At 72.1% G+C, this 21694-nt stretch carries 19 protein-coding genes and 1 pseudogene; 4 read left to right on the top strand and 16 right to left on the bottom strand.

What is annotated here, in order from left to right; translation table 11 throughout:
- Position 1: 1 nt before the first annotated feature.
- Entirely contained in the window at positions 2-811 is an 810-nt protein-coding gene (locus HNR10_RS23645; RefSeq protein ID WP_179827103.1) for an endo alpha-1,4 polygalactosaminidase, read from the bottom strand.
- A 212-nt stretch (positions 812-1023) separates the two neighbouring features.
- On the opposite strand from HNR10_RS23645, the gene HNR10_RS31415 reads away from it, so the two are divergent.
- Positions 1024-1380, top strand: a complete 357-nt coding sequence (locus HNR10_RS31415) for a hypothetical protein (protein ID WP_246407765.1) — start codon at positions 1024-1026, stop codon at positions 1378-1380.
- Positions 1284-1742 carry a DUF2306 domain-containing protein gene (locus HNR10_RS23640; RefSeq protein WP_246407607.1) on the top strand — a complete coding sequence of 153 codons (459 nt, stop codon included), beginning with the start codon at positions 1284-1286 and terminating at the stop codon, positions 1740-1742. The genes HNR10_RS31415 and HNR10_RS23640 overlap by 97 nt, the downstream gene beginning before the upstream one ends.
- Here the strand turns inward: HNR10_RS23640 and proB are convergent.
- The 6 genes from proB to HNR10_RS23610 form a co-directional block, all read right to left on the bottom strand.
- Positions 1697-2854 carry a glutamate 5-kinase gene (gene proB, locus HNR10_RS23635; protein WP_179827099.1) on the bottom strand — a complete coding sequence of 386 codons (1158 nt, stop codon included), beginning with the start codon at positions 2852-2854 and terminating at the stop codon, positions 1697-1699. The genes HNR10_RS23640 and proB overlap by 46 nt on opposite strands.
- A gap of 103 nt (positions 2855-2957) precedes the next feature.
- Positions 2958-4322: a GTPase ObgE gene (gene obgE, locus HNR10_RS23630; protein WP_179827097.1), complete on the bottom strand. Its 1365-nt coding sequence runs from the start codon at positions 4320-4322 to the stop codon at positions 2958-2960.
- A 133-nt stretch (positions 4323-4455) separates the two neighbouring features.
- The gene (rpmA, locus tag HNR10_RS23625) at positions 4456-4716 is read right to left on the bottom strand and encodes a 50S ribosomal protein L27 (protein WP_053618626.1); all 261 of its coding nucleotides are present in this window, start codon (positions 4714-4716) and stop codon (positions 4456-4458) included.
- 13 nt (positions 4717-4729) lie between these two features.
- Entirely contained in the window at positions 4730-5041 is a 312-nt protein-coding gene (rplU, locus tag HNR10_RS23620) for a 50S ribosomal protein L21 (RefSeq protein WP_179829918.1), read from the bottom strand.
- Positions 5042-5547: 506 nt separating this feature from the next.
- Entirely contained in the window at positions 5548-8727 is a 3180-nt protein-coding gene (locus HNR10_RS23615) for an Rne/Rng family ribonuclease (protein WP_179827095.1), read from the bottom strand.
- Between the two features lie 161 nt (positions 8728-8888).
- Positions 8889-9665, bottom strand: a complete 777-nt coding sequence (locus HNR10_RS23610; protein ID WP_246406385.1) for a TIGR03936 family radical SAM-associated protein — start codon at positions 9663-9665, stop codon at positions 8889-8891.
- 628 nt (positions 9666-10293) lie between these two features.
- On the opposite strand from HNR10_RS23610, the pseudogene HNR10_RS32050 reads away from it, so the two are divergent.
- A pseudogene (locus tag HNR10_RS32050) lies at positions 10294-10794 on the top strand (aldo/keto reductase); the annotation flags it as partial.
- Positions 10795-11002: 208 nt separating this feature from the next.
- Positions 11003-11197 (top strand): hypothetical protein, encoded by a 195-nt coding sequence (locus HNR10_RS32045; RefSeq protein ID WP_312889533.1) that lies wholly within the window; start codon positions 11003-11005, stop codon positions 11195-11197.
- Positions 11198-11227: 30 nt separating this feature from the next.
- On the opposite strand, the gene HNR10_RS23600 is transcribed toward HNR10_RS32045, so the two are convergent.
- The 9 genes from HNR10_RS23600 to HNR10_RS23560 form a co-directional block, all read right to left on the bottom strand.
- Positions 11228-13165, bottom strand: coding sequence for a TIGR03960 family B12-binding radical SAM protein (locus tag HNR10_RS23600; protein WP_179827091.1), 1938 nt, complete (start codon positions 13163-13165; stop codon positions 11228-11230).
- A 46-nt stretch (positions 13166-13211) separates the two neighbouring features.
- Complete coding sequence (rodA, locus tag HNR10_RS23595; protein WP_179827089.1) at positions 13212-14393, bottom strand: rod shape-determining protein RodA; 1182 nt, start codon at positions 14391-14393, stop codon at positions 13212-13214.
- A 3-nt stretch (positions 14394-14396) separates the two neighbouring features.
- Entirely contained in the window at positions 14397-16502 is a 2106-nt protein-coding gene (gene mrdA, locus HNR10_RS23590) for a penicillin-binding protein 2 (RefSeq protein WP_179827087.1), read from the bottom strand.
- A 2-nt stretch (positions 16503-16504) separates the two neighbouring features.
- Positions 16505-17065, bottom strand: a complete 561-nt coding sequence (gene mreD, locus HNR10_RS23585; protein WP_179827085.1) for a rod shape-determining protein MreD — start codon at positions 17063-17065, stop codon at positions 16505-16507.
- Complete coding sequence (gene mreC, locus HNR10_RS23580) at positions 17062-17961, bottom strand: rod shape-determining protein MreC (RefSeq protein WP_179827083.1); 900 nt, start codon at positions 17959-17961, stop codon at positions 17062-17064. The genes mreD and mreC overlap by 4 nt, the downstream gene beginning before the upstream one ends.
- A 1-nt stretch (position 17962) precedes the next feature.
- Complete coding sequence (mreB, locus tag HNR10_RS23575) at positions 17963-18997, bottom strand: rod shape-determining protein (protein ID WP_179827081.1); 1035 nt, start codon at positions 18995-18997, stop codon at positions 17963-17965.
- 348 nt (positions 18998-19345) lie between these two features.
- Positions 19346-19753, bottom strand: a complete 408-nt coding sequence (ndk, locus tag HNR10_RS23570) for a nucleoside-diphosphate kinase (RefSeq protein ID WP_179827079.1) — start codon at positions 19751-19753, stop codon at positions 19346-19348.
- A gap of 181 nt (positions 19754-19934) precedes the next feature.
- Complete coding sequence (locus HNR10_RS23565) at positions 19935-20288, bottom strand: DUF4233 domain-containing protein (protein WP_179827077.1); 354 nt, start codon at positions 20286-20288, stop codon at positions 19935-19937.
- A 37-nt stretch (positions 20289-20325) separates the two neighbouring features.
- Entirely contained in the window at positions 20326-21678 is a 1353-nt protein-coding gene (locus HNR10_RS23560; RefSeq protein ID WP_179827074.1) for a bifunctional folylpolyglutamate synthase/dihydrofolate synthase, read from the bottom strand.
- Positions 21679-21694 lie beyond the last annotated feature (16 nt).

The raw sequence follows: 21694 nt of genomic DNA, 5'->3' as shown, positions 1-21694 counted from the left end.
CTCAGCAGCTCTCACGCAGGTGTCCGGGCTCGCCGGGCACCACCAGGTCGCGGTCGCGCAGGATCGTGGTCGCGGGCGTCTCGGGGTCGGCGCACACCTGGTCGAACGGGGCGGCGAGGGTGTCGGGGTACTCGACGACCAGGACGGTGCCGTAGGCGTCGGTGTAGGCGGGGCACTCGTCGAAGGCCGCGCACTCCTCGGCGACGGCGAAGTCGAACCCCGCCTCGTCCCGTGCCCGGCCGGTCAGTTCGGCGGCGTTCTTCTGGGCGGCGGCCAGACCCAGGTCGTGGGCTCCGGCGACGAGGACGGACGCCAGCGCCAGGTTGTCGTCGGCCGTCAGGCGCCCCTCGGAACGGGTGTGGGAGTCCAGGTTGTCGAACTCCACGGCGTCGAAGCCGCGTGCGGCGCAGGCGGCGACGGTCTCCCCCACCACCCGGGCGATCTCCGCCCTGGCCTCGGCGGTCGAGGTGTCCAGCAGCAGCTCGTCCGGCCACTCGGGGTCGGCGACGGGCTCGCCGTCACCGCCGCGCAGGAGCAGGTCCGGGTGCTCGGCCCGCCAACGCGCGCTCTCCTGCGGCTGGGTCTGGAAGCCGTTGACGTAGCAGACGGAGTAGCGGCCGTCGGCGGGCTCCCCTGTGGCGTCGCGCACCACGGTCTCCACGTCCGCCGCCGGCTCGTAGGCACCGCCGAGCTGGTAGTCGAACGGCCCGTCCGGGGGCGGGTCGGGCTCTTGCGGGCCGCGTGAGGCGGAACATCCGGCGCACAGGAGCAGGGCCAGGAGCGCCGCCGCGCACCGCGTCGTGTCGACCATGGCCGGAGCCTATCGCCGCACCGGGTTCGGCCCGTGGCCAGGTCGCCGAGCGCGCGCCCCGGGCGCCCCCGGGGGTCACCCGGAGCCCCGAGCCAGGGGAACACCCGGCCCGATCCGGGGAACGCCCCCGATGCCCTCAGGCCCGCCGGACGCGAGGCTGGGAGCATCGGCCGCCGGTTCACGGCCGCCGGCGCCTCCTCGAACGGACTCCCATGGACGCCCCCTCGACCAACCCGTCCTCCGCCCGGCCCCGATCCCGGCCCGGTTCCCGCCGGTCCCGGATCGCACTCACCGTCCTCACCGTGCTGTGCGTACTGACCGCGCTGTTCGCCGTGTCCGCGTACGTAGGCCTGGACCCCGGCGACTCCCAGGTGGGCCTGCGGGCGGGGGTGGCCTTCCACTACCCCCTGCTCATCGTCCACATCGTGACGTCGACGATCGCCCTGCTGGCCCTTTCCAGTTCCGGCCCGCGCTGCGGCGCTCGGGCGCCCACCGGGTCATCGGCCGGGTCGGCCTGTTCGCCGGTGTCCTGCCCGGCGCGGTGTCCGGCCTGGGCCTGGCCGTGTTGAGCACCGCGGGACTGGTCGCCCAGGCCGGCTTCGCGCTGCTGTCGGTGCTGTGGTTCGCCTTCGCCGTCGCCGGATACCGGGCCGTGCGCCGGGGCCGCCACGCCGAGCACCGGGAGTGGATGGTCCGCGTGTTCGCGCTGACCCTCGCCGGCGTGACGCTCCGGGTGCTGATCCCGCTCCTGACACTGCTCCTGCTCCCGCTGCTGGAACCCGTGTACGGCGGCGACGAGGAGCTGTACTTCGTGGAGATCTACCAGGCGCTCACCTGGCTGTGCTGGGTCCCCAACCTCATCGCCGCCGAGTGGTTCCTCGGGCGCTACAGGACGACGAGATCGTCGCGGTGGACGAGCTCGCGCTCGTAGGAGGGGCCCATCTCCCGGGCCAGCCAGCGCGTGGAGCGGCCCATCAGGTCGGGCACCTCGGCGGCGTCGTAGTTGACCAGGCCGCGCGCCACCACGGCGCCCTGCTCGTCGCGCAGGTCGACGGGGTCGCCCGCGCTGAAGTCGCCCGTCACGCGCACCACACCGGCCGGCAGCAGCGAGGCCTTCTCGCTGACCACCGCGACGACCGCGCCGGGGTCCAGGACCAGGCTGCCGCGGCCCGCGGTGGCGTGCGCCAGCCACAGTTGGCGCGCCGAGGGCCGCCGACCCCCGGCGGGAGCGAACAGCGTGCCCACGCGGTCGCCGGCCAGGGCGGCCCGTGCGTTGGCGGCGGAGGTGAGCACGGTGTGGATCCCGGCCTGCGTCGCGATGCGCGCCGAGTCCACCTTGGTCACCATGCCGCCCGTGCCGACCCCGCGCTTGCCCGCGCTGCCGATGTCGATGCCGTCCAGGTCCAGCGGACCGCGCACCAGGTGGACCACGCTGGTCCCGGTGTCGGCGGGGTTGCCGTCGTAGAGGGCGTCGACGTCGGAGAGCAGCACGAGGGCGTCGGCGCGCATCAGGTGGGCGACCAGGGCGGCCAGGCGGTCGTTGTCGCCGAAGCGCAGCTCGTGGGTGGCGACGGTGTCGTTCTCGTTGACGATCGGCACGGCGCCGATGTCCAGCAGGCGGCGCAGCGTGCGCTGGGCGTTGCGGTGCTGGACCCGGCGCATCATGTCCTCGACCGTGAGCAGGACCTGCGCGGCGGTCAGCCCCCGCTCGGCCAGCTCGGCGGTGTACGCCGCCAGCAGCAGGCCCTGGCCGACGCTGGCGGCGGCCTGCTGCGAGGCCAGGTCGTGCGGTCGGCGGGTCAGGCCCAGCGGTGTCATACCGGCGGCGACCGCGCCGGAGGAGACGACGATCACCTCCTGCCCCTGGGCGCGGCGGTCCGCCAGGACCTCGACCAGGTCGCGGATCCGTCCCGTGTCGATGAGGCCGTCGGGGGTGGTCAGGGACGACGATCCCACCTTGACCACGATCCGGCGTGCGCCCGCCACCGCCGTCCGTCCGGCGGTCTCCAGGGTGTCGGGCTGTTCGATCTTCGCGCTGTGCACCGTCTGCGGCTTTCCGTCCAGTGGCGCGGCGCCCGGGGGTCGGGCGCCGCGCGCGTGCCTGAGAGAGGGGTCGGCTGGGTGGCGGCTACGCTCCCCGCGCGGATCAGCCCAGCCGGGCGTCGGTTCCGCGCGGGCCGGACGGGACGACCTCGGCGTCGGTGGACGGGTCCCAGTCGAAGACCACGGAGTCCTCCTCCGTCCCGATGTGCACCTCGGCTCCCGGGGTGGCACCGGCCTTGGCCAGCTCCTCCTCGATCCCCAGCCGGTTGAGGCGCTCGGCCAGGTAGCCCACGGCCTCGTCGTTGGAGAAGTCGGTCTGGTTCACCCAGCGGGCGGGCTTGTCGCCGCGCACTTGGAAGGCGTTGCCGCCCAGCGGCACGACCTGGAAGGGCGTCTCGCCGATCATCTTCGGGCGGATCACGATGCGCGTGGGCTCGGCGGCCGGGGCCGCGTCGCGGGCTGCCGCCACCTGCTCGCCCAGGGCGAAGGACAGCTCGCGCAGGCCCTCGCGGGAGGCCGCGGAGACCTCCATCACGCGGTAGCCGCGCTCGGTCAGCATGGGGGTGACCAGCTCGGCGAGCTCGCGGGCCTCGGGGACGTCGACCTTGTTGAGGGCGACCAGGCGCGGCCGGTCCGACAGGTCGAGGCCGGCCTTCTCGCCGTAGGCGGCCAGTTCGGCCTCCAGGGCCTCCAGGTCGCTGACCGGGTCACGGCCGGACTCGTAGGTGGCGCAGTCGAGCACGTGCAGCAGGGTGGAGCAGCGCTCGATGTGGCGCAGGAACTCCAGCCCCAGCCCCTTGCCGTCGCTGGCGCCGGGGATGAGCCCGGGCACGTCGGCGATGACGTACTGCACCGAACCCGCCTCCACCACCCCCAGGTTGGGCACGAGGGTCGTGAAGGGGTAGTCGGCGATCTTGGGGCGGGCCGCGGACATCGCGGCGATGAGCGAGGACTTGCCCGCGCTGGGGAAGCCGACGAGTCCGACGTCGGCGATGGTCTTCATCTCCAGGCGGACGTCGAAGGCCTCGCCCTCCTCGCCCTTGAGCGCGAAACCGGGCGCCTTGCGCTTCTTGGAGGCCAGGGCGGCGTTGCCGAGCCCGCCGTGGCCGCCCTGGGCCAGCACCAGGCGGGTCCCGTGGCCGACCAGGTCGGCGACGAACTCGCCGTCGGCCCGCGTGACCACGGTGCCGTCGGGCACGGTGAGCACCAGGTCCTGGCCGTTGGCCCCGGCGCGGTGGCCGCCCTGCCCGGGCGTGCCGTTCGGGGCACCCCGGTGCGGCCGCCGCTGGTACTCCAGGAGCGTCGCGGTCTGGGCGTCGACCTCCAGGACGACGTCGCCGCCCCGGCCGCCGTTGCCGCCGTCCGGTCCCCCCAGCGGCTTGAACTTCTCACGGTGCACGGAGGCGCAGCCATGCCCGCCGTTCCCGGCCTTGACGTGCAAGACCGCCTCGTCGACGAAGTCAGGCATAGCTCTCCCCGGTTGCTCTGCGGCCCCGCCCGACGGCGGCGCCCACACTCACACGCGTGTCACCCAGTGACAACGCGAGAGGCGGGCCAGTGTTCCCTGGCCCGCCTCGACACTTCAACGTCCGTGCGCGAACCTACTCGGCGGCGGCCGGGACGATGTTGACGGCCTTGCGGCCACGGTGGTTGGCGAACTTGACCTCGCCCGCGACCAGCGCGAACAGCGTGTCGTCGCCACCACGGCCGACGTTCACGCCGGGGTGGAACTTGGTTCCACGCTGACGGATGAGGATCTCGCCGGCCGACACGGCCTGACCGCCGAAGCGCTTCACGCCGAGGCGCTTGGCGTTGGAGTCACGACCGTTACGGCTGGACGAAGCGCCCTTCTTGTGTGCCATTTCCCAAGGCCTCCTACTTCGCCGCGATGCCGGTGACGCGCACCTGGGTGTGCTTCTGGCGGTGCCCCTGGCGCTTCTTGTAACCGGTCTTGTTCTTGTACTTCATGATGTTGATCTTGGGGCCCTTGGTCTCGCCGAGAACCTCGGCGGTGACCGTGTAGCCACTCAGCTTGTCGGCGTCACTGACGACGTTGCCGTCGTCAACGACGAGGATGGGCTGCCAAGTAATGGTGGCACCGGTCTCCTGGGAGACCTTGTCGATGTTCAGAACGTCATCGACAGACACCTTCTCCTGTCGGCCGCCCGCTCGCACGATCGCGTACACCGGGTCACTCTCTTCCTGCTCGCTCAACGAAAAAATGCGGGACCGGACCGTGTCCGCATGCGCGGGGGTCCGAGGTCCGGCCGTGCCCGTACCAGGCATGGCCGGGAGGATCATCACCACCGAGGTGGAGTGAAGCCTCATTCCACGATCCACTGATCGCCTGTAGCGGGGCGCGGGGATCTGAGGGAAACAAACCCTGCGTGGAGAGCACTTCGGTCTCGGGGCGCGCGATCATGGCACGCCAACGCACCGTCCACCAGATTACCATCGCCCGGCCACGGACCGGCACGTGTGTCCGGGTCCGGACCAGAACGTGCCTGGTCCGGACCCGGTGTGATGCCCCTAGGGCGTGTTCGGCGGATACTCACCCTGCTGCACGGCGCCCCAGCGGCACTCTCGCTTCGTTCTCATCAGTCGACAGGGGAACCACCCTGTCTCCTTCTTCGGCCTGGCGAGAGCGCCACTGGATGCACCGCTCGCGACGGGCGGCATCCACAGAACACGCCCTAGGAGGCGTCGACCGCGGTGGGCGGGGTCGACGTGGTCTTGGTCCGACGAGTACGGCGACGCTTGGGCCGCTCGGCGGCCTCCTCGTCGCCGCCCTCGGCCGCGGGGGCCTCGGCGACCGTCTCGGCAGCGGGCGCGGCGCCGTTCTGGGCCGGCTCGCCCTCGCCGTCCTCGGGCACCGGGCCCGCGGGACGCCGGGCGGCACGCCTGGTGCGGGTCCGCTTGGCCGGGGCCTCGTCCCTGGCCGGAGCATCCTCCGCGGCCTCGGCGGGGGCCTCAGGGGCCTCCGGGGCGGGCGCGGGCTCGGCCGCCACCGTCCCGGCCTCCGGCTCCTGGGTCCGCTCGGCCGCCGTGTCGGCGCTCTTGCGGGACCGGGACGCGCGCTTGCGCGTCTTCTTGGCGGGCGCGGCCTGCTCGGCCTCGGCCGCCTGCTCGGTCTCGGCGGGCGCCGACCCGGCCTCGGGCTGCTGCTCCGGGCTCTCGGCGACGGCCTCGGCCTCCGCCTTGGCCTCGGCCCTGGCCACCCTGCGCGAGCCCTTGCCCTTCTCGGCCCGGCCGGACTTCTCCGGCTTCTCCGACTTCTCGGGGCGGTCGGCGGCCTCCGGCTGCTCGGCGGTGTCGGCGTCGGGCTGCTCGGGCTTGTCGGAGGCCTTCTGCTCGGCCTCGGCCTTGCCCTTGTCGCCCTTGTTCTTCTTCTTGCGGCCGCCGTTGCCGCTCTTGCCCTCGTCCAGGTCCAGGACCAGGCCGCGGCCGTTGCAGTGGTCGCAGTTGTGGGAGAAGGCCTCCAGCAGGCCCTGGCCGACCCGCTTGCGGGTCATCTGCACCAGGCCCAGCGAGGTGACCTCCGCCACCTGGTGCTTGGTGCGGTCGCGCGAGAGGCACTCCAGCATGCGGCGCAGCACGAGGTCGCGGTTGGACTCCAGCACCATGTCGATGAAGTCGATGACGATGATGCCGCCGATGTCGCGCAGCCGGAGCTGGCGCACGATCTCCTCGGCCGCCTCCAGGTTGTTCTTGGTGACCGTCTCCTCGAGGTTGCCGCCCTGACCGGTGAACTTGCCGGTGTTGACGTCGACCACGGTCATGGCCTCGGTGCGGTCGATGATCAGCGACCCGCCGCTGGGCAGCCACACCTTGCGCTCGAGGGCCTTGTTGATCTGCTCGTCGATCCGGTACGCGGCGAAGACGTCGCGGTCCTCGTCCCAGTGGGACAGGCGCTCGGCGAGGTTGGGCGCCACGTAGTCCACGTACTCGTGGACGGTGGTCCAGGCCTCCTCACCGGCCACGACCAGGCTGGAGAAGTCCTCGTTGAAGACGTCGCGCACGACGCGCACCGTCAGGTCCGGCTCGCTGTTGAGCAGAGACGGCGCGCTCGCCGACTTCGACTTGCGCTTGATGGAGTCCCACTGCTTGGCCAGGCGCGTGATGTCGCGCTCCAGCTCCTCCTCGCTGGCGCCCTCGGCGGCCGTGCGCACGATCACACCGGCGCCGGAGGGCATCACCTTCTTGAGGATCTGCTTGAGGCGGGCGCGCTCCTTGTCGGGGAGCTTGCGGCTGATGCCGGTCATCGAGCCGCCGGGCACGTACACGAGGTAGCGGCCGGGCAGGCTGACCTGGCTGGTCAGGCGGGCGCCCTTGTGGCCGACCGGGTCCTTGGTCACCTGCACCAGGACCGACTGGCCGGACTTGAGCACGGACTCGATGCGCTTGGGCTGGCCGTCCAGTCCGAAGGAGTCCCAGTTGACCTCGCCGGCGTACAGGACCGCGTTGCGGCCCTTGCCGATGTCGACGAAGGCCGCCTCCATCGAGGGCAGCACGTTCTGGACGCGGCCCAGGTAGACGTTGCCGACGTAGGAGCGGTGGGTGGCGCGGTCGACGTAGTGCTCGACGAGGACGTCGTCCTCCAGCACCGCGATCTGGGTGCGGTCGCCGTTGCGGCGGATGACCAGGTCGCGCTTGACCGCCTCGCGGCGGGCCAGGAACTCCGACTCGGTGACGATGGGCGCGCGGCGGCGGCCCTGCTCGCGGCCCTCGCGGCGGCGCTGCTTCTTGGCCTCCAGGCGCGTGGAGCCGCGGACCGCCTGGACCTCGTCCTCGATCGGCTTCTCCTGGCGCGGCTCGCGCACCTTGACCACGGTGTTCGGCGGGTCGTCGTTGGTGGTCTCGCCGCCCGTGCCGGCCCGGCGACGCCGACGGCGGCGACGGCGGCTGCCCCGCTCGGAGTCGGACTCGCCCTCGACGAACCGCTCCTCCTCGCCCCCCGTCTCGGCGGCGGGTTCGGCGGCCTGCTTGTCCTGGTCCTTGGCCCTGGCCTTGCGCTCGACGCCCGAGGAGGCGGGCTCGGGAGCCTCGTCCTCGCCCTCGTCGCCCCCGCGGGAGCGGCCGCGGCCACGGCCGCCGCGACGGCGGCGACGGCGACTGGAGCGCTCCTCGGCGGCGGTGTCGCCGTTGTCGGTGCCCGCCTGCTCGGCACCGGTCTCCTCTGCCTCGTCCTCGTCCTCCTCCTCGGTCTCGTCCCGCACCGGCTCGACGGCGGGCGCGGTCCGGGAGGCGACGGGGGGCTGGAAGAGCATGCCGGGCGGCTGGAAGAGGGAGCCGCCACCGGTCTCGTCGGCGCGCTCCTCGCTCTCCTGCGCGGAGGGCTCGCCCGCAGCGCGGCGCGCGGCGCGCGGCGCCTCGGTCCGCGAGGGCTCGGTCCCCGATGCCTCGGTCCGGGTCTCCTCCGCGGCCTTGGCGCGGGTCCTGGAGCGGGAACGGGTCCGGGCGGGACGCGCCTCGGCCTGCTCGGCCGCGGGTGCCTGCTCGGTCTCGGCGGGCGCCGCGGGCGCCTCCTCGGCCTCAGCCGGAGGAGCGGTCACCGGGGCGTGGGCGGGTGCCTCGTCCGGGCGGCCCGCCGGACGCACGGTCCGCCGGCGCGCGGCCGACGTGCTCACGGACGTCTTGACCGTGCCCACCTCGCCGGAGCCGGCGAGGGTGGTGACGGGCTGGGCGGGGGCGGCGGCCGGGGCGTCGTCCGGTTCGGGGGGCGGGCCCGCGGCACGGCGGGCGCCCTTGGCGGGCGTACCGCTGGTCACGCGCACTCCGTCCTCCCCCCGGGGAGGCGTCGCCGCCGTCGTTTCGGTTGTTTCAGTTGTACCCGTGGTGCCTTCGGCACCGTCGTTGGGCTCGTGGTCGAGCATCCGGGCGGTCTCCCGTCAGAGTTCTCGGGCACGGCGCGACCTCTCGGTCGGCGGCACGGCTCACGAGAACTGTCGTCGCTGTGTCGGCGCCGGGGGCACGTGTGCGCCTCCGGGCCGAAGTCCTGTGGTTTCGCCCATGGTCCCCGCCTTGGGGCCGCCCATCAGCGCGGTCCCGTCATGGGCGATGACGGCCGTGGTGCGTTCTCGCTCCGCTCGTCAGCGTGGTTCGCCGCGGGCCCGGTGCTCATCTCGTGAGCCGTGGGCCGGTCCGCGGTGAGCGGGTCAGCGATCGCACCCGTGGTCTCGTCCAGTGGTCCCTGCGCCAGCCTGGTCATCATGGGAGATGACGGCGGCGCCAGGTCAGCCACGTGGCGGAGACCCGTCAGCACGTCGTCTGGCCGTACGGCAGGTGTCGTGTGCCGAACGACCAATCGAAGTATGGCATATGTCGCGGGTTGTTCCCCTGGGGCGCGCCCGTCGGTCGCGTCACCCACGTCGACGCGGACCACGGCCTGTCGCGTGTCGAATCTGCGACGGCCCTTCTTCGTCAGGCGTTCCACCTCGACGCTCTCGGCGGCCAGGAAGGCCGCCACCGCCTCGGCCGCTTCGTCGTGGCCGACGCCGGGGAGCTCCACCAGCCACTGCGAGGCCTGGAGGCGGTCGGCCAGACCCGGCCCGCGCGCCTCGACGACCTCGATGATGTCGATGCCGTCCGGCATGGCGGCGTCGATGTCGGTTCCGACCTGCTCGGGCGAGCGCCGCTCGGCCAGCGTCAGTTCCAGGTACTCCGCCTCGCTGGCGACTCCCGTGGGGGCCGCGCCGGTGTAGGAGACCTTCGGATGCGGTGAGAAGCCCGCGGAGAACGCCACCGGCACATCCGCCCTTCGCAGGGCGCGCTCCAGCACCCGGGCGATGTCACGGTGGCTGGCGAATCTCATGCGTCCGCGCTTGGCGTAGCGGACTCGGAGCCGTTGTCCGGGTCGGGCGGTGGAGGGTGAGGTGGTGCCCTCGGATGCGGGGGGCAGCTCAGCTCCTTTCCTCATGCCCCCTGTGAACGGCCGGCGGAGCGACCTGAAGGGGCTGTTCCTCGTCGTGATCAGCGTACGGTGCACTGCGGTGCGGATGCGCCAGCGGAGCGGCGCATACCGGTATCTCCCCCACTGACCTGCGATCGAAAAGTCCTTGAGGAGTCCGGGCGGATCACGCACCGGCCTCGACCACCAGAACACGAGGGGCCCGGAAAAAAATCCGAAGAAAATCCTGAACCCATGGCAACCCCCCGCGAACCCCACGAGTCCTATTACACGTACGGCCCGGCGCGAGCGGGGCGCCGGGCCGTACCTTTCCTCCCCGGGCTCCCCCACACAGGGTCGAGCGGCACCGGGTCGAGACACCCGGCGCGGAGCACCCGAGGCCGCGCATCCTATCGCCACCGCCCTCCAGCCGCCTCGGTGCGGACCACCCCTTCACCGGCACCGCCCCGCCCGCGCACCGGCTTCCCCCTGTCCTTCCAGGCCAGAACCCCTGTGGCATCGCCGTCCGCGACAAGCGGGATATTCATCCCGTATGTTGCGAACAAGCGGGACAGTCATCCCGTTTCATCGACCCCGGAAGGGACCCGGCGCCGTGCGCGACATCGCCCTGGGCAGTACCGGACTCACCACCACCGAACTCGGACTCGGCTGCATGGGCCTCAGCCAGTCCTACGACACCCCGCCCGACCCCGACGACGCACTGGACCTGCTCGGCCACGCCCTCGACCTCGGGGTGCGGATGTGGGACACCTCCGACGCCTACGCGCTAGGCGCGAACGAACGCCTCATCGCCGACGCGCTCGTCCGCTTCGGCCGCGACGAGGTGGTCCTGGCCACGAAGTTCGGCGGCGCCTTCGACCACGCGACCGGCGAGCCCACCGGGGTGCGCGGCGACGCCGCCTACGTGCGCCAGGCCTGCGACGCCAGCCTCCGGCGTCTGGGGACCGACCGCATCGACCGCTACTACCAGCACATCCCCGACCCCGCCGTCCCCGTGGAGGAGACCGTGGCCGCGATGGCCCAGCTGGTCGCCGCCGGCAAGGTCGCGCACCTGGGACTGTCCAACGTCAGCGCCGAGCAGCTGCGCGCGGCGCCTTCCCCTGGTTCACCGAGGGCAGCGTCGAGCACAACGCGGCCCTGCTGGCCCCGATGCGCCGGATCGCCGACGGGCACGGGCGACGCCCGGGCAGATCGCGCTGGCGTGGGTCCTCCACCGCGCCCGTGCCGCCGGGGTCGCCGCGGTGCCCATCCCCGGCACCAAGAGCCCGCGACGCCTGGCGGACAACGCCGCCGCCCCGGGGATCGGGCTCGACGAGAACCAACTGGCCGACCTCGACGCGCTCGCGGAGCACGTCACCGGGTCGCGCCGGCCCGTCCTGCCACCGGAGCTGCGGGCCCTGATGCCCGACGACCACGGTGAGCACGCGGCCGCGTAGGGCGGTGTCCCGGGGAGGGCCCGCCGGCCGTCACAGCACGGTCAGGGGCAGGCTCGGCCGGCCCTCCGCCGGGGCGTTGATCTGGATCTCGGTCCCCATGCTCGGGCACACGCCGCAGTCGTAGCAGGGGTTCCACCGGCAGTCGTCGACCTCCAGCGACTCCTCGCCGTGCAGCGAGTCCTGCCAGTCCTGCCACAGCCACGACCGGTCGAGCCCGGCGTCGAGGTGGTCCCAGGGCAGGACCTCGTCCTCGTCCCGGTCGCGCGTGGTGTACCAGTCCAGGTCCACGGAGGTGCCGTCCAGGCCCGCCTCGGCGGCCGCGGCCCAGCGATCGTAGGAGAAGTGCTCGCTCCAGCCGTCGAAGCGCCCTCCGGCGCGCCAGGCCTCCTCCACCACGCGGCCGACCCTGCGGTCGCCCCGGGAGAGCAGGCCCTCGATGATCGACGGCCGCCCCTCGTGGTAGCGCAGGCCGATCGACTTGCCGTACGTGCGGTCCCCCCGCAACCGGTCGCGGAGCTTGCGCAGCCGGGCGTCGACCTCCTCGTGCGAGGTCTGCCCCGCCCACTGGAACGGCGTCTGCGGCTTGGGCACGAACCCGCCGATGGACACGGTGCACCGGATGTCCTTGCGCCCGGTCACCTCGCGGCCGGTCCGGATGACCTCGGTGGCCAGGTCGGCGATGGCCAGGACGTCCTCGTCCTCCTCGGTCGGCAGCCCGCACATGAAGTACAGCTTCACCTGGCGCCACCCCGCCGCGTAGGCCGCGGTGACGGTGCGGATGAGGTCCTCCTCGGTGACCATCTTGTTGATCACCCGCCGCATCCGCTCGCTGCCGCCCTCGGGTGCGAAGGTCAGCCCGGAGCGGCGCCCGTTGCGGGTCAGCTCGTTGGCCAGGTCGATGTTGAAGGCGTCCACGCGGGTGGAGGGCAGCGACAGGCCGGTGTTGGTGCCCTCGTAGCGGTCGGCCAGGCCCTTGGCGATGGCCCCGATCTCGCTGTGGTCGGCGCTGGAGAGCGAGAGCAGCCCCACCTCCTGGAACCCCGAGGCCTTCACGCCCTCCTCGACCATCTTCGTGACGGTCTCCTGGTTGCGCTCGCGCACCGGCCGCGTGATCATGCCGGCCTGGCAGAACCGGCAGCCCCGGGTGCACCCGCGGAAGATCTCCACGCTGTAGCGCTCGTGCACCGACTCGGCGGTCGGCACGATCGGCTTCTTGGGGTAGGGCCACTGGTCGAGGTCCATCACGGTGTGCTTCTGCACCACCGGGGGCACCCCGGGCCGGTTGGGCCGGTAGGCGGCGATCCGGCCGTCCTCGTGGTAGTCCACGTCGAAGAAGCGGGGCACGTAGACGCCGCCGGTCGCGGCCAGACGCAGCAGCAGACCATCACGTCCGCCCGGCTCGCCCTCGTCCTTGAACTCGCGGATGATCTCGGTGATGGCGAGGGTGATCTCCTCGCCGTCGCCCAGCACGACCGCGTCCAGGAAGTCGGCGATCGGTTCGGGGTTGAACGCGGAGTGCCCGCCCGCCAGCACGATCGGGTGCTCGTCCGTGCGGTCGGCCGAGCGCAGTGGGATCCCGGCCAGGTCCAGCGCCGTGAGCATGTTCGTGTAGCCCATCTCGCTGGCGAAGCTCAGCCCGAGCACGTCGAACGCGGCGATCGGGCGGTGCGCGTCCACCGTGAAGTGCGGCACCGCGTGCTCGCGCATGAGCCTCTCCATGTCCGGCCACACGGCGTAGCAGCGTTCGGCCAGCACGCCCTCGCGCTCGTTGAGGACCTCGTACAGGATCTGCACGCCCTGGTTGGGCACACCGACCTCGTAGGCGTCCGGGTACATGAGTGCCCAGCGCACCTGTGCCGTGTCCCAGTCCTTGACGACGGAGTTCAGTTCGCCCCCGACGTACTGGATGGGCTTGCCCACCTGCGAGAGCAGCGGCTCCAGTCGCGGGAAGAGGCTTTCGACGGGCATGGTGTGCACCTTCGGTCGTCGGCGACGCGGGTCGGGTCCCACCAGGCTATTCGAATCCGCGGTCCCGGGAGTTCACGCCGAGCACCAGGCCCAGGGCGAGCAGGTTGGCCACGACCGCCGTGCCGCCGTAGGACACGAACGGCAGCGGCAGCCCGGTCACCGGCATGATGCCCAGCCCCATCCCGATGTTGATGAAGGCCTGGAAGGCGAACCACGAGGCCACGCCCACGCACACCAGGCGCGGGTAGGGCTGGTCGCAGCCCTGGGCGATGCGCAGGATCCGCCACACGATCACGGCGAAGAGCACCAGGATCGCCACGGCGCCCACGAACCCCAGCTCCTCCCCCGCCACGGTGAAGATGAAGTCGGTGTGCTGCTCGGGCACGAACCGGCCGTGCGTCTGCTCGCCCTGGAAGAGCCCGGTGCCGTCGAATCCGCCCGACCCCACCGCGATGAGCGCCTGGGCGGAGTTGTACCCCGCCCCCTGCGGGTCCGCCGTGGGGTCGATGAGGGTGGTGATCCGGTCCAGCTGGTAGGGCTCCAGCAGGTCGAACCACCACACGCAGAAGGCCGCCGCCACGCCGCTCGCGAGCATGCCCACCACCCACAGCACCGGGGCGCCCGACAGGGCCAGCATCCCCAGGAAGATCGCGCCCAGCACCAGCCCCGTCCCCAGGTCGGGCTGGAGCATGACCAGCGCCAGCGGCGCGGCCAGCAGGGCCAGGCAGAACAGCACGTCCCTGGTCATCGGCTTGGTCTCGCCGTCGCGCGGCTCCCCCAGCATCGACGCCAGCATCAGGACCAGTCCGACCTTGGCCAGCTCGCTGGGCTGGAACTGGAAGCCCCCGACGACGATCCACCCGCGCGAACCGTTGATCACCGCGCCCAGCGGGGTGAGCACCAGCAGCAGGGCCACGACGGTGGCCAGGTAGACCAGGGGCGCGTAGGCCCGCACGGTCCGGTGGTCGACCGAGGCCACCACCAGGCAGACCGCCCAGGCCACCGCCAGGTGCACCAGGTGGCGGCGCACGTGGTCGGTCGAGGCCCAGGGGCTCCCGCCGTCGCCGGGCAGGGTGGCCGACCACACCAGGAGCGAGCCGACCGCGCACAGCGCCGCCGTCGCGATGATGAGCGTCCAGTCCAGCCGCCTGGCCAGCCCCGCGGCCCCGGACGCGGTCCGGAGCAGTCCGGCGCCCCTGCTCGGGGCGCCGCCCATGTGTGTACTCATGCCCTACCGCTCCAGCACGTCGATGGAACCGTCCGAGCGCACGACGGGCAGCTCGTCACGGGGCTCGCCGCCGGGCAGCGCCGGCTTCGACCCGTTCTTGTCGGAGAAGCCGTAGATGCCCTCGTAGATCTCGCGGGCGATGGGCGCGGCGGCCGCGCCGCCGGTGCCGCCCTGGTGCACGAACACCGCGATCGCGTACTGCGGGTCGTCGGCGGGCGCGTAGGAGGCGAACCAGGCCGAGGTCTCCTTGTTCTGCTGGTCGGCACTACCGGTCTTGCCCGCCACCGACACCTGGTCCTGCGGGAAGTCGCCGAAGGCGCCCCGGGCGGTGCCCTCCTTGGGCACCGCGGTGAGCGCCTTCTGCAGGTACCGCAGGGTCTCGTCGCTCACCGGGAGCTCCCCGGCCACGCTCGGCTCGATCTCCTTGACGGTGGAGCCGTCGGCGGAGACCAGGGCCCGGCCCACGCGGGGCTCGTAGAGCGTGCCGCCGTTGGCGATGGCCGCGTAGGCCCTGGCCAGCTGGAGCGGGCTGACCAGGACGTCGCCCTGGCCGATCGCGAAGTTGACCGCCTCGCCCGCGCGCCACTCGAAGCCCTGCACGCAGTGCTCGTGCGCCAGGCGCTTGAGGTAGGAGGCATGGCCGGGATTGGTCTCGGCGACCTCCGGGTAGCCCTCCTCGGCGCGCCGGCAGTTGACCTCGCGGGTCTGCTCCCAGAAGGTGCGCTTCCACTCGCGGTCGGGGATGCGTCCCCCGCTCTCGAAGGGCAGGTCGATCCCGGTCGGGGCGCCGAAGCCGTAGCCGCGCGCCATGTTCGCCATGGCCTCCTCGGGCTCGCCCTCCGGGTGGAGGCCGCCGTCCTGCTGCCACATCTGGTAGCCGAAGTTGTAGAAGATGGTGTTGCAGGAGACGACGATCGCCTGGTGCAGTGAGAGCGAGCCGTGTCCCCCGCCGGCGTAGTTCTGGTAGCTCTGCCCGGCGATGTTGACGGAGCCGGGGCACGCGTAGGTGCTGCGCAGCGAGTAGCCGTTCTCCGCGGCCGCAGACAACGACGACACCTTGAACGTCGAACCGGGCGGGTAGTGCCCCTGGTAGGCGCGCGAGACCAGCGGCTCCCCGGCCTCCTCGCTCAGCATCTCGTCGAAGGTCTCCTGGTCGATGCCGCCCTGCCACACGCTGGGGTCGTAGGTCGGCACGCTCGCCATCGCCACGACGCCGCCGTTGGTCACGTCCAGGACGACGGCCGCGCCCGCGTCGGCGCCCGGCCGGGCGGCGATGCCGTCGGCCAGGGCCTTCTCCGCGATCTGCTGCACCCGCAGGTCCAGGTGGGTGATCAGGTGCATCCCGGCCACCGGCGGCTCGTCGGAGATGACGTCCATGACCTCGCCGTGGTTGTTCACGCCCAGGGTCCGCAGGCCCGGGGTGCCGCGCAGTTCCGCGTCGTAGACGCGTTCCAGGCCGTCGCGGCCCACCTGGTCGACACCGGTGAAACGGGTCCGCAGCTCCTCGCGGGCGTCGAGCTCCTCCTGGGTGACGGGCTGCAGGTAGCCGAGGATCTGGCCGGCGTGCTCGCCCTGCGGGTACTCGCGGACGGCCTGCGCCTGGGCGGTGATGCCCGGGTAGTCGTCGGCGCTCTCCATGATCTGTAGCGCCACGGACGGCTCGACGCCGTCGGCGAGGGTGACGGGCTGGTAGGGCGAGCCGGGCCAGCAGGGGCGCTGCACCGTGGGGCCGCACAGGCGCATGCGCTGCCGCAGGTCCTCCACCGGGACGTCCAGGACCCCGGACAGCCGGCCGAGGACGTCCTCGCCGCCGTCCTCCATGCCCTGGAGCGCGTGGTAGTCGGCGGAGACGACCAGCTCGGTGCGGTTGCTCACGAGCGGGCGCCCCGCGGCGTCGAGGATCTGGCCGCGGGTCGCGGGGACCACGAGGCGCTGGTGGTGGTTGGACACCGCCAGGTCGCGGTAGTGGTCGGACATCGGCACCTGGAGGTACCACAGGCGCACGGCCAGGACGGCGAAGAGCAGCACGACCAGCACCTGGACGAGGATGAGCCCCGCGCGGCCGAGCCTGCGGCCGGGCAGTGTCGGGTCGACGGGCGGTCGGCGCACGGTCACCACCCCACCGGGGACGTCGGGCCCTGGACGGTCGCGAAGTCGCTGTCGGCCAGCGCGTCGCGCAGCCGCACCAGCGGCAGTGTCACCACGGGCGCGGCGAGCGCGGTGAGCAGTGCGCCCACCCCTGCGTTGACGGCCACGGCGGCCAGGGTCACGCGCGGATCGCCCATGACGAAGCCGATGGCCGCGTAGCCGAGCCCGACGCCCAGAGCGGTCGAGGCGGTGGCGCCGACCACCGCAGGCAGCCCGGTGCGCAGTCCCACGGCGCCCTGGGTGCCGGTGTTGGTGCGCAGCAGGGCGGCGGTGTAGGCGGCCAGGCACAGCACCAGGGCGTAGCGCCCCACGGCGTGCTCGGCGGGCGGCAGCAGGTCCATCGCCAGGCCGGCGGCGAACCCGTAGCCGGCCGCGGTGGCGGGCCTGGCGGTCAGGGCTACCGCGGCCACGGCCGCCACGACCAGGTCGGGGCCGGGGCCCCAGGGCAGCGGAAGGCGCTGCACGACGACGGCCTGCAGCAGTACCGCGACCGCCACCAGTACGACGGTGGCTACGGCCCTCATCGGTCCTCCTCGGGCTCGGGTTCGGGCGGCAGGACGGAGTCGCGCGGGTCCTCGGCCGGTCCGGCGACGACCACCCCGACCACGTCCAGGGACGCGAAGTCCACGGCGGGCTCGATGCGCGCCATGCGGCTGAGCGCGCCGGGCGAGACCTGGACGTCGCGGACCGTGCCGATGGGCACGCCCGGGACGAAGGGCGCGCCCTCGTGCGATCCGAGCGTGACGACGCGGTCCCCGGACTCGACCGGCGCCTCCATGTCGAAGAGCTCGAACGCGAGCTCGGACTCGGCGCCGCCGGGCACGGATCCGCCGTTGACCACGCCGATCTTGCGGGTCTCGGCCAGGCGGGCGCCCACGGCCGAGGTAGCGTCCGTGGCCAGCAGGACGGTGCTCGTGCGCGGTCCGGCCTCCACCACACGGCCGACGAGCCCGTCGCCGTTGACGACGGTCATGTCGGTGCGTACCCCGGAGTCGGTGCCGGCGTCGAGGGTGACCGCGTGCGCGTACCCCCGCGACGTCGTGCGGGTGACGGCCTGGGCCGGGACGATCTCGTAGCCGCCCAGTCCGGACAGGTGGAGCAGGTCGTCCAGCTGGTCGGCGCGGGCCTGGTCGAGCCGCGCGGCCTGGAGTTCGGACTCCAGTTCGGCGTTGGCCTCCTCCAGCTCGTCGACGCGCTCGACGGCCTCGGGCCCCCGGCGCAGTCCCTCGTAGAGCGAGGCCGCGGGGCCGCCCGCCCAGCCCGCCCCGGCCGCTGCCGGGGCGAAGACGAGTTCGCCCGCGGCGCGGCCGGCGGTGGTGAGCGGATCGGATCCGGGCCTGCTGTCCAGGACGAGCAGGGACGCGCAGACCACGACCAGCACGAGCAGCACGAGCCGGGATCTCGTTGAGTCGCGGAACATGTCAGCGCCGCCGTTCCGGAACCAGCACCTGGTGCAGGCGCTCGTAGTTCTCCACGCAGGTGCCCGACCCGATCGCGACCGAGTCCAGGGCGTTGTCCGCCACGTGGATGGGCATGCCGGTCTCGTGCAGGAGCCGGTCGTCGAGGCCGCGCAGCAGGGCGCCGCCGCCGGTGACCGCGACGCCGCGGTCCATGATGTCGCCCGACAGTTCGGGCGGGCACTTGTCGAGGCTGGTGCGGACCGCGTCGATGATGGTCGTGACCGGTTCCTCGATGGCCTGCCGGACGTCGCTCTCCGACATCACGATGGTCTTGGGCAGGCCGCTGATGAGGTCCCGGCCGCGCACCTCGGCGTGGAGTTCCTCGGCGCCGGTGGGATAGGCCGACCCGATGGCCATCTTGAGCTCTTCGGCGGTGCGCTCCCCGATCATCAGGGAGTACTCCTTCTTGACGAAGGTCATGATGGCCTGGTCGAGTTCGTCGCCCCCGACCCGGATGGACTGCGAGGTGACGATGCCGCCCATGGAGATGACGGCGACCTCCGTCGTCCCGCCCCCGATGTCGACGACCATGTTGCCGGTGGGCTCGTGGACCGGGAGCCCGGCGCCGATGGCGGCGGCCATGGGCTCCTCGATGATGTAGACGCGGCGGGCGCCCGCCTGGTATCCCGCCTCCTTCACGGCACGGTGCTCCACCGAGGTGATCCCGCTGGGAACGGCCACGATGACGCGTGGCTTGGCGAAGTGCCGCCTGCGGTGGATCTTCTGGATGAAGTAGCGCAGCATCCGCTCGGTGATCTCGAAGTCGGCGATCACGCCGTCCTTGAGCGGACGTACGGCGGTGATGTTGTGCGGCGTGCGGCCGATCATCTGTTTGGCCTCGATGCCGACCGCGACGATCTTGCCCGTGGACGTGTTGAGCGCGACGACCGAGGGCTCGTTCAGAACGATGCCGCGGCCGCGCACGTACACGAGCGTGTTGGCGGTGCCAAGGTCGACGGCCATGTCTCGGCCGAGAAAAGCAAGGTTGTTCGGCATGTAACGTCCTCAGAGGCGCCGTGACGGACGTGGTTGCACGGGGCGACCATACGTAGTCGATCCGGCACGATAGGTAAACAGTCCCCCGTATCGTAACGGTCGGCACCTAGACGGCTACGCAAACACACCGAATTGTTGCCTCGATTTCGGACGACGCAGCGCGAGACGGCCATAACGGGCAAATCGTCGCGCTGGGACATCGGAACGGCACCCGGAGTGACGATCCTAGTCGTGCGCGTCCCCGGCCCGCCACCGATTCGGCCCCGCTCCGGCGTCCGTCCCGGGCCCGGACACGAGAAACGCCCGGTCCGTGGTATTCCACGAACCGGGCGGTGCCGACGGGGCCGCTCAGCCCAGGTCGGGGAAGAACAGCTTGATCTCGCGCTCGGCGGAGTAGGTGGAGTCCGAGCCGTGCACGATGTTCTGCTGCACCTCCAGGGCGAAGTCGCCGCGGATGGTGCCGGGAGCGGCGGTGACCGGGTCGGTGGCACCGGCCAGGGCACGGAAGGCCTCCACGGAGCGCTCGCCCTCGACGACCATCGCCACCAGCGGACCACCGGTGATGAACTCGACCAGCGAGCCGAAGAACGGACGCTCGGCGTGCTCCTCGTAGTGGGTCCTGGCGGTGTCCGCGTCCAGCGTGCGCAGCTCCATGGCGACGAGGCGCAGGCCCTTGCGCTCGATGCGGGAGATCACCTCGCCCACGATGTTGCGGCGGACGCCGTCGGGCTTGATGAGAACGAGAGTGCGCTCCACGTGCGTGTCAACTCCTCAGGGGACGTCCGCGTGGCACGCGTGGGCGTTCGCCCACGGCTCCGGCCGCACGCGGAGGTTCGGGTGAAAGAAGCGGGCGCCGAGCCCGCGGGAGGAAGGCCCCACGGGCGGCCTGCCCGGATACGCGCCACACTACCGCTTCCGGGCATGGCGCGTACCGCAGTCAGGCGTCGACGGTCTCGTTCCTGCTCTCCCTGTCCCGGGCGGCCTTCAGGGCGTCGGTACGACGCCCCACGATGACTCCGGTGACCCACAGGGACACGAAGACCACCGCGATGAGCAGCATCCCCGACACCTGGAAGGCGGAGAACAGGAATCCGGCCTGCAGGGCCCAGGCGGCGTAGTGCGCCCAGGTGTACTTCTGCAGGGCGGACAGGACGAGCACGGCCACGGCCATGCCGCCCCAGACACCTCCCGCCAGTCCGGGGTCGATGCCCTCGGTGTTGATGGCCACGGGTATGGCGAGTCCGAGGACGATGGCCTCGAACGCGAGAACGACAGCGCAGACGACGCGCATGACGCAGATCCCTTCGTCGGTGGATCGCCGGGGTCCGCTACTCGCCCGCGCCGCGCAGCAGGTGGACGGCGTCACCGGCGGTGACGACCGACCCGGTGACGAGCACTCCGCTGCCGCCGAACTCGCCGGTCTCCTCCGCCAGGCCCACGGCCCGGTCGATGGCGTCGTCGAGTCGGGCGGCCGCGTGGACGCGGTCCTCACCGAAGATCTGCTGGGCGATGGCGGTCAGCCGCGCGGGGTCGAGGGAGCGCGGCGACGAGTTGCGGGTGACGACGATCTCGTCAAGCAACGGTTCGAGGGGTTCGAGAATTCCCTCGACATCCTTGTCGGCCATGACGGCGACCACGCCGACCAGTCGGCTGAAGCCGAAGGCCTCCTCGACGGCGGCCACGGTCGCGGTCATCCCGGCCGGGTTGTGTGCGGCGTCGGCGATCACGGTCGGGCTGGTGCGCACGACCTCCATCCGGCCCGGGGAGTCGACCCCGGCCAGGGCCTCGCCGACGATGCGGGGGTCCATTCCCTCGGCGTCCTCACCGGTGGCGGCGAACGCCTCCACGGCGGCGATGGCGACGGCGGCGTTGCCGGCCTGATGGGCGCCGAACAGGGGCAGGAACAGGTCTTCGTATCCTCCGGTGAGGCCCTTGACGGCGACCTGCTGGCCGCCGACGGCCACCTCGCGGGAGGTGACGCCGAACTCCAGGCCTTCCCGGGCCACTCGCGCGCCCACTTCGGCTGCGTGGCGGATCAGGACCTCGGCCGCGGGCACCGGTTGCTGGGCGATGACCGCGATGGAGTCGGGTTTGATGATGCCGGCCTTCTCGTCGGCGATGCCGTCGAGTGTGTCCGGCAGGTAGTCGGTGTGGTCGATACCGATCGGGGTCACCACGGCGACGTCTCCGTCGACGACGTTGGTGGCGTCCCATCGGCCGCCCATCCCCACCTCGACCACGGCGACGTCGACAGGGGTGTCGGCGAAGGCGGCGTAGGCCATGACGGTGAGGATCTCGAAGAACGACAGGCGTGTGTCGCTCATCGAGTCCGCCATGTCCACGTAGGGACTGATCTCGTCGTAGATCTCGACGAACCTCGTCTGTGAGACGGGCTCGCCGTCCACGACAATGCGCTCGCGCACGGTGCGCAGGTGCGGGCTGGTGTAGCGGCCCACGCGCAGGCCTCGTGCGCGCATGAGCGCGTCGATCATGCGGGCTGTGGATGTCTTGCCGTTGGTGCCGGTGACGTGGATGACCCGGAAGCCGCGCTGCGGGTCGCCCAGAAGGTCCAGAAGGGTGCGGACCCGTTCGAGACTCGGATCGATCTCGGATTCGGGAGCACGGGAGAGGATCTGTGCCGTCACCTCGGCGTAGCGCTCATGGGCGCTGTCGCCGCTCACGGCGTGTCGGTCGTAG

The sequence above is a fragment of the Nocardiopsis aegyptia genome, from assembly GCF_013410755.1.
GTDB classification, from domain to species: Bacteria; Actinomycetota; Actinomycetes; order Streptosporangiales; family Streptosporangiaceae; genus Nocardiopsis; species Nocardiopsis aegyptia.
The sequence above is the reverse complement of the archived record's forward strand: the minus strand, read 5'-3'. Positions and strand labels throughout refer to the sequence as shown.

Excerpts from the sequence above, each read along its gene's own strand:
- HNR10_RS23645 (WP_179827103.1), bottom strand. The coding sequence starts at position 811 with ATGGTCGACACGACGCGGTGCGCGGCGGCGCTCCTGGCCCTGCTCCTG.
- HNR10_RS31415 (WP_246407765.1), top strand. The coding sequence starts at position 1,024 with ATGGACGCCCCCTCGACCAACCCGTCCTCCGCCCGGCCCCGATCCCGG.
- obgE (WP_179827097.1), bottom strand. The coding sequence starts at position 4,322 with ATGCCTGACTTCGTCGACGAGGCGGTCTTGCACGTCAAGGCCGGGAAC.
- rpmA (WP_053618626.1), bottom strand. The coding sequence starts at position 4,716 with ATGGCACACAAGAAGGGCGCTTCGTCCAGCCGTAACGGTCGTGACTCC.
- HNR10_RS23615 (WP_179827095.1), bottom strand. The coding sequence starts at position 8,727 with ATGCTCGACCACGAGCCCAACGACGGTGCCGAAGGCACCACGGGTACA.
- HNR10_RS23610 (WP_246406385.1), bottom strand. The coding sequence starts at position 9,665 with ATGAGATTCGCCAGCCACCGTGACATCGCCCGGGTGCTGGAGCGCGCC.
- HNR10_RS23600 (WP_179827091.1), bottom strand. The coding sequence starts at position 13,165 with ATGCCCGTCGAAAGCCTCTTCCCGCGACTGGAGCCGCTGCTCTCGCAG.
- rodA (WP_179827089.1), bottom strand. The coding sequence starts at position 14,393 with ATGAGTACACACATGGGCGGCGCCCCGAGCAGGGGCGCCGGACTGCTC.
- mreD (WP_179827085.1), bottom strand. The coding sequence starts at position 17,065 with ATGAGGGCCGTAGCCACCGTCGTACTGGTGGCGGTCGCGGTACTGCTG.
- mreC (WP_179827083.1), bottom strand. The coding sequence starts at position 17,961 with ATGTTCCGCGACTCAACGAGATCCCGGCTCGTGCTGCTCGTGCTGGTC.
- mreB (WP_179827081.1), bottom strand. The coding sequence starts at position 18,997 with ATGCCGAACAACCTTGCTTTTCTCGGCCGAGACATGGCCGTCGACCTT.
- HNR10_RS23565 (WP_179827077.1), bottom strand. The coding sequence starts at position 20,288 with ATGCGCGTCGTCTGCGCTGTCGTTCTCGCGTTCGAGGCCATCGTCCTC.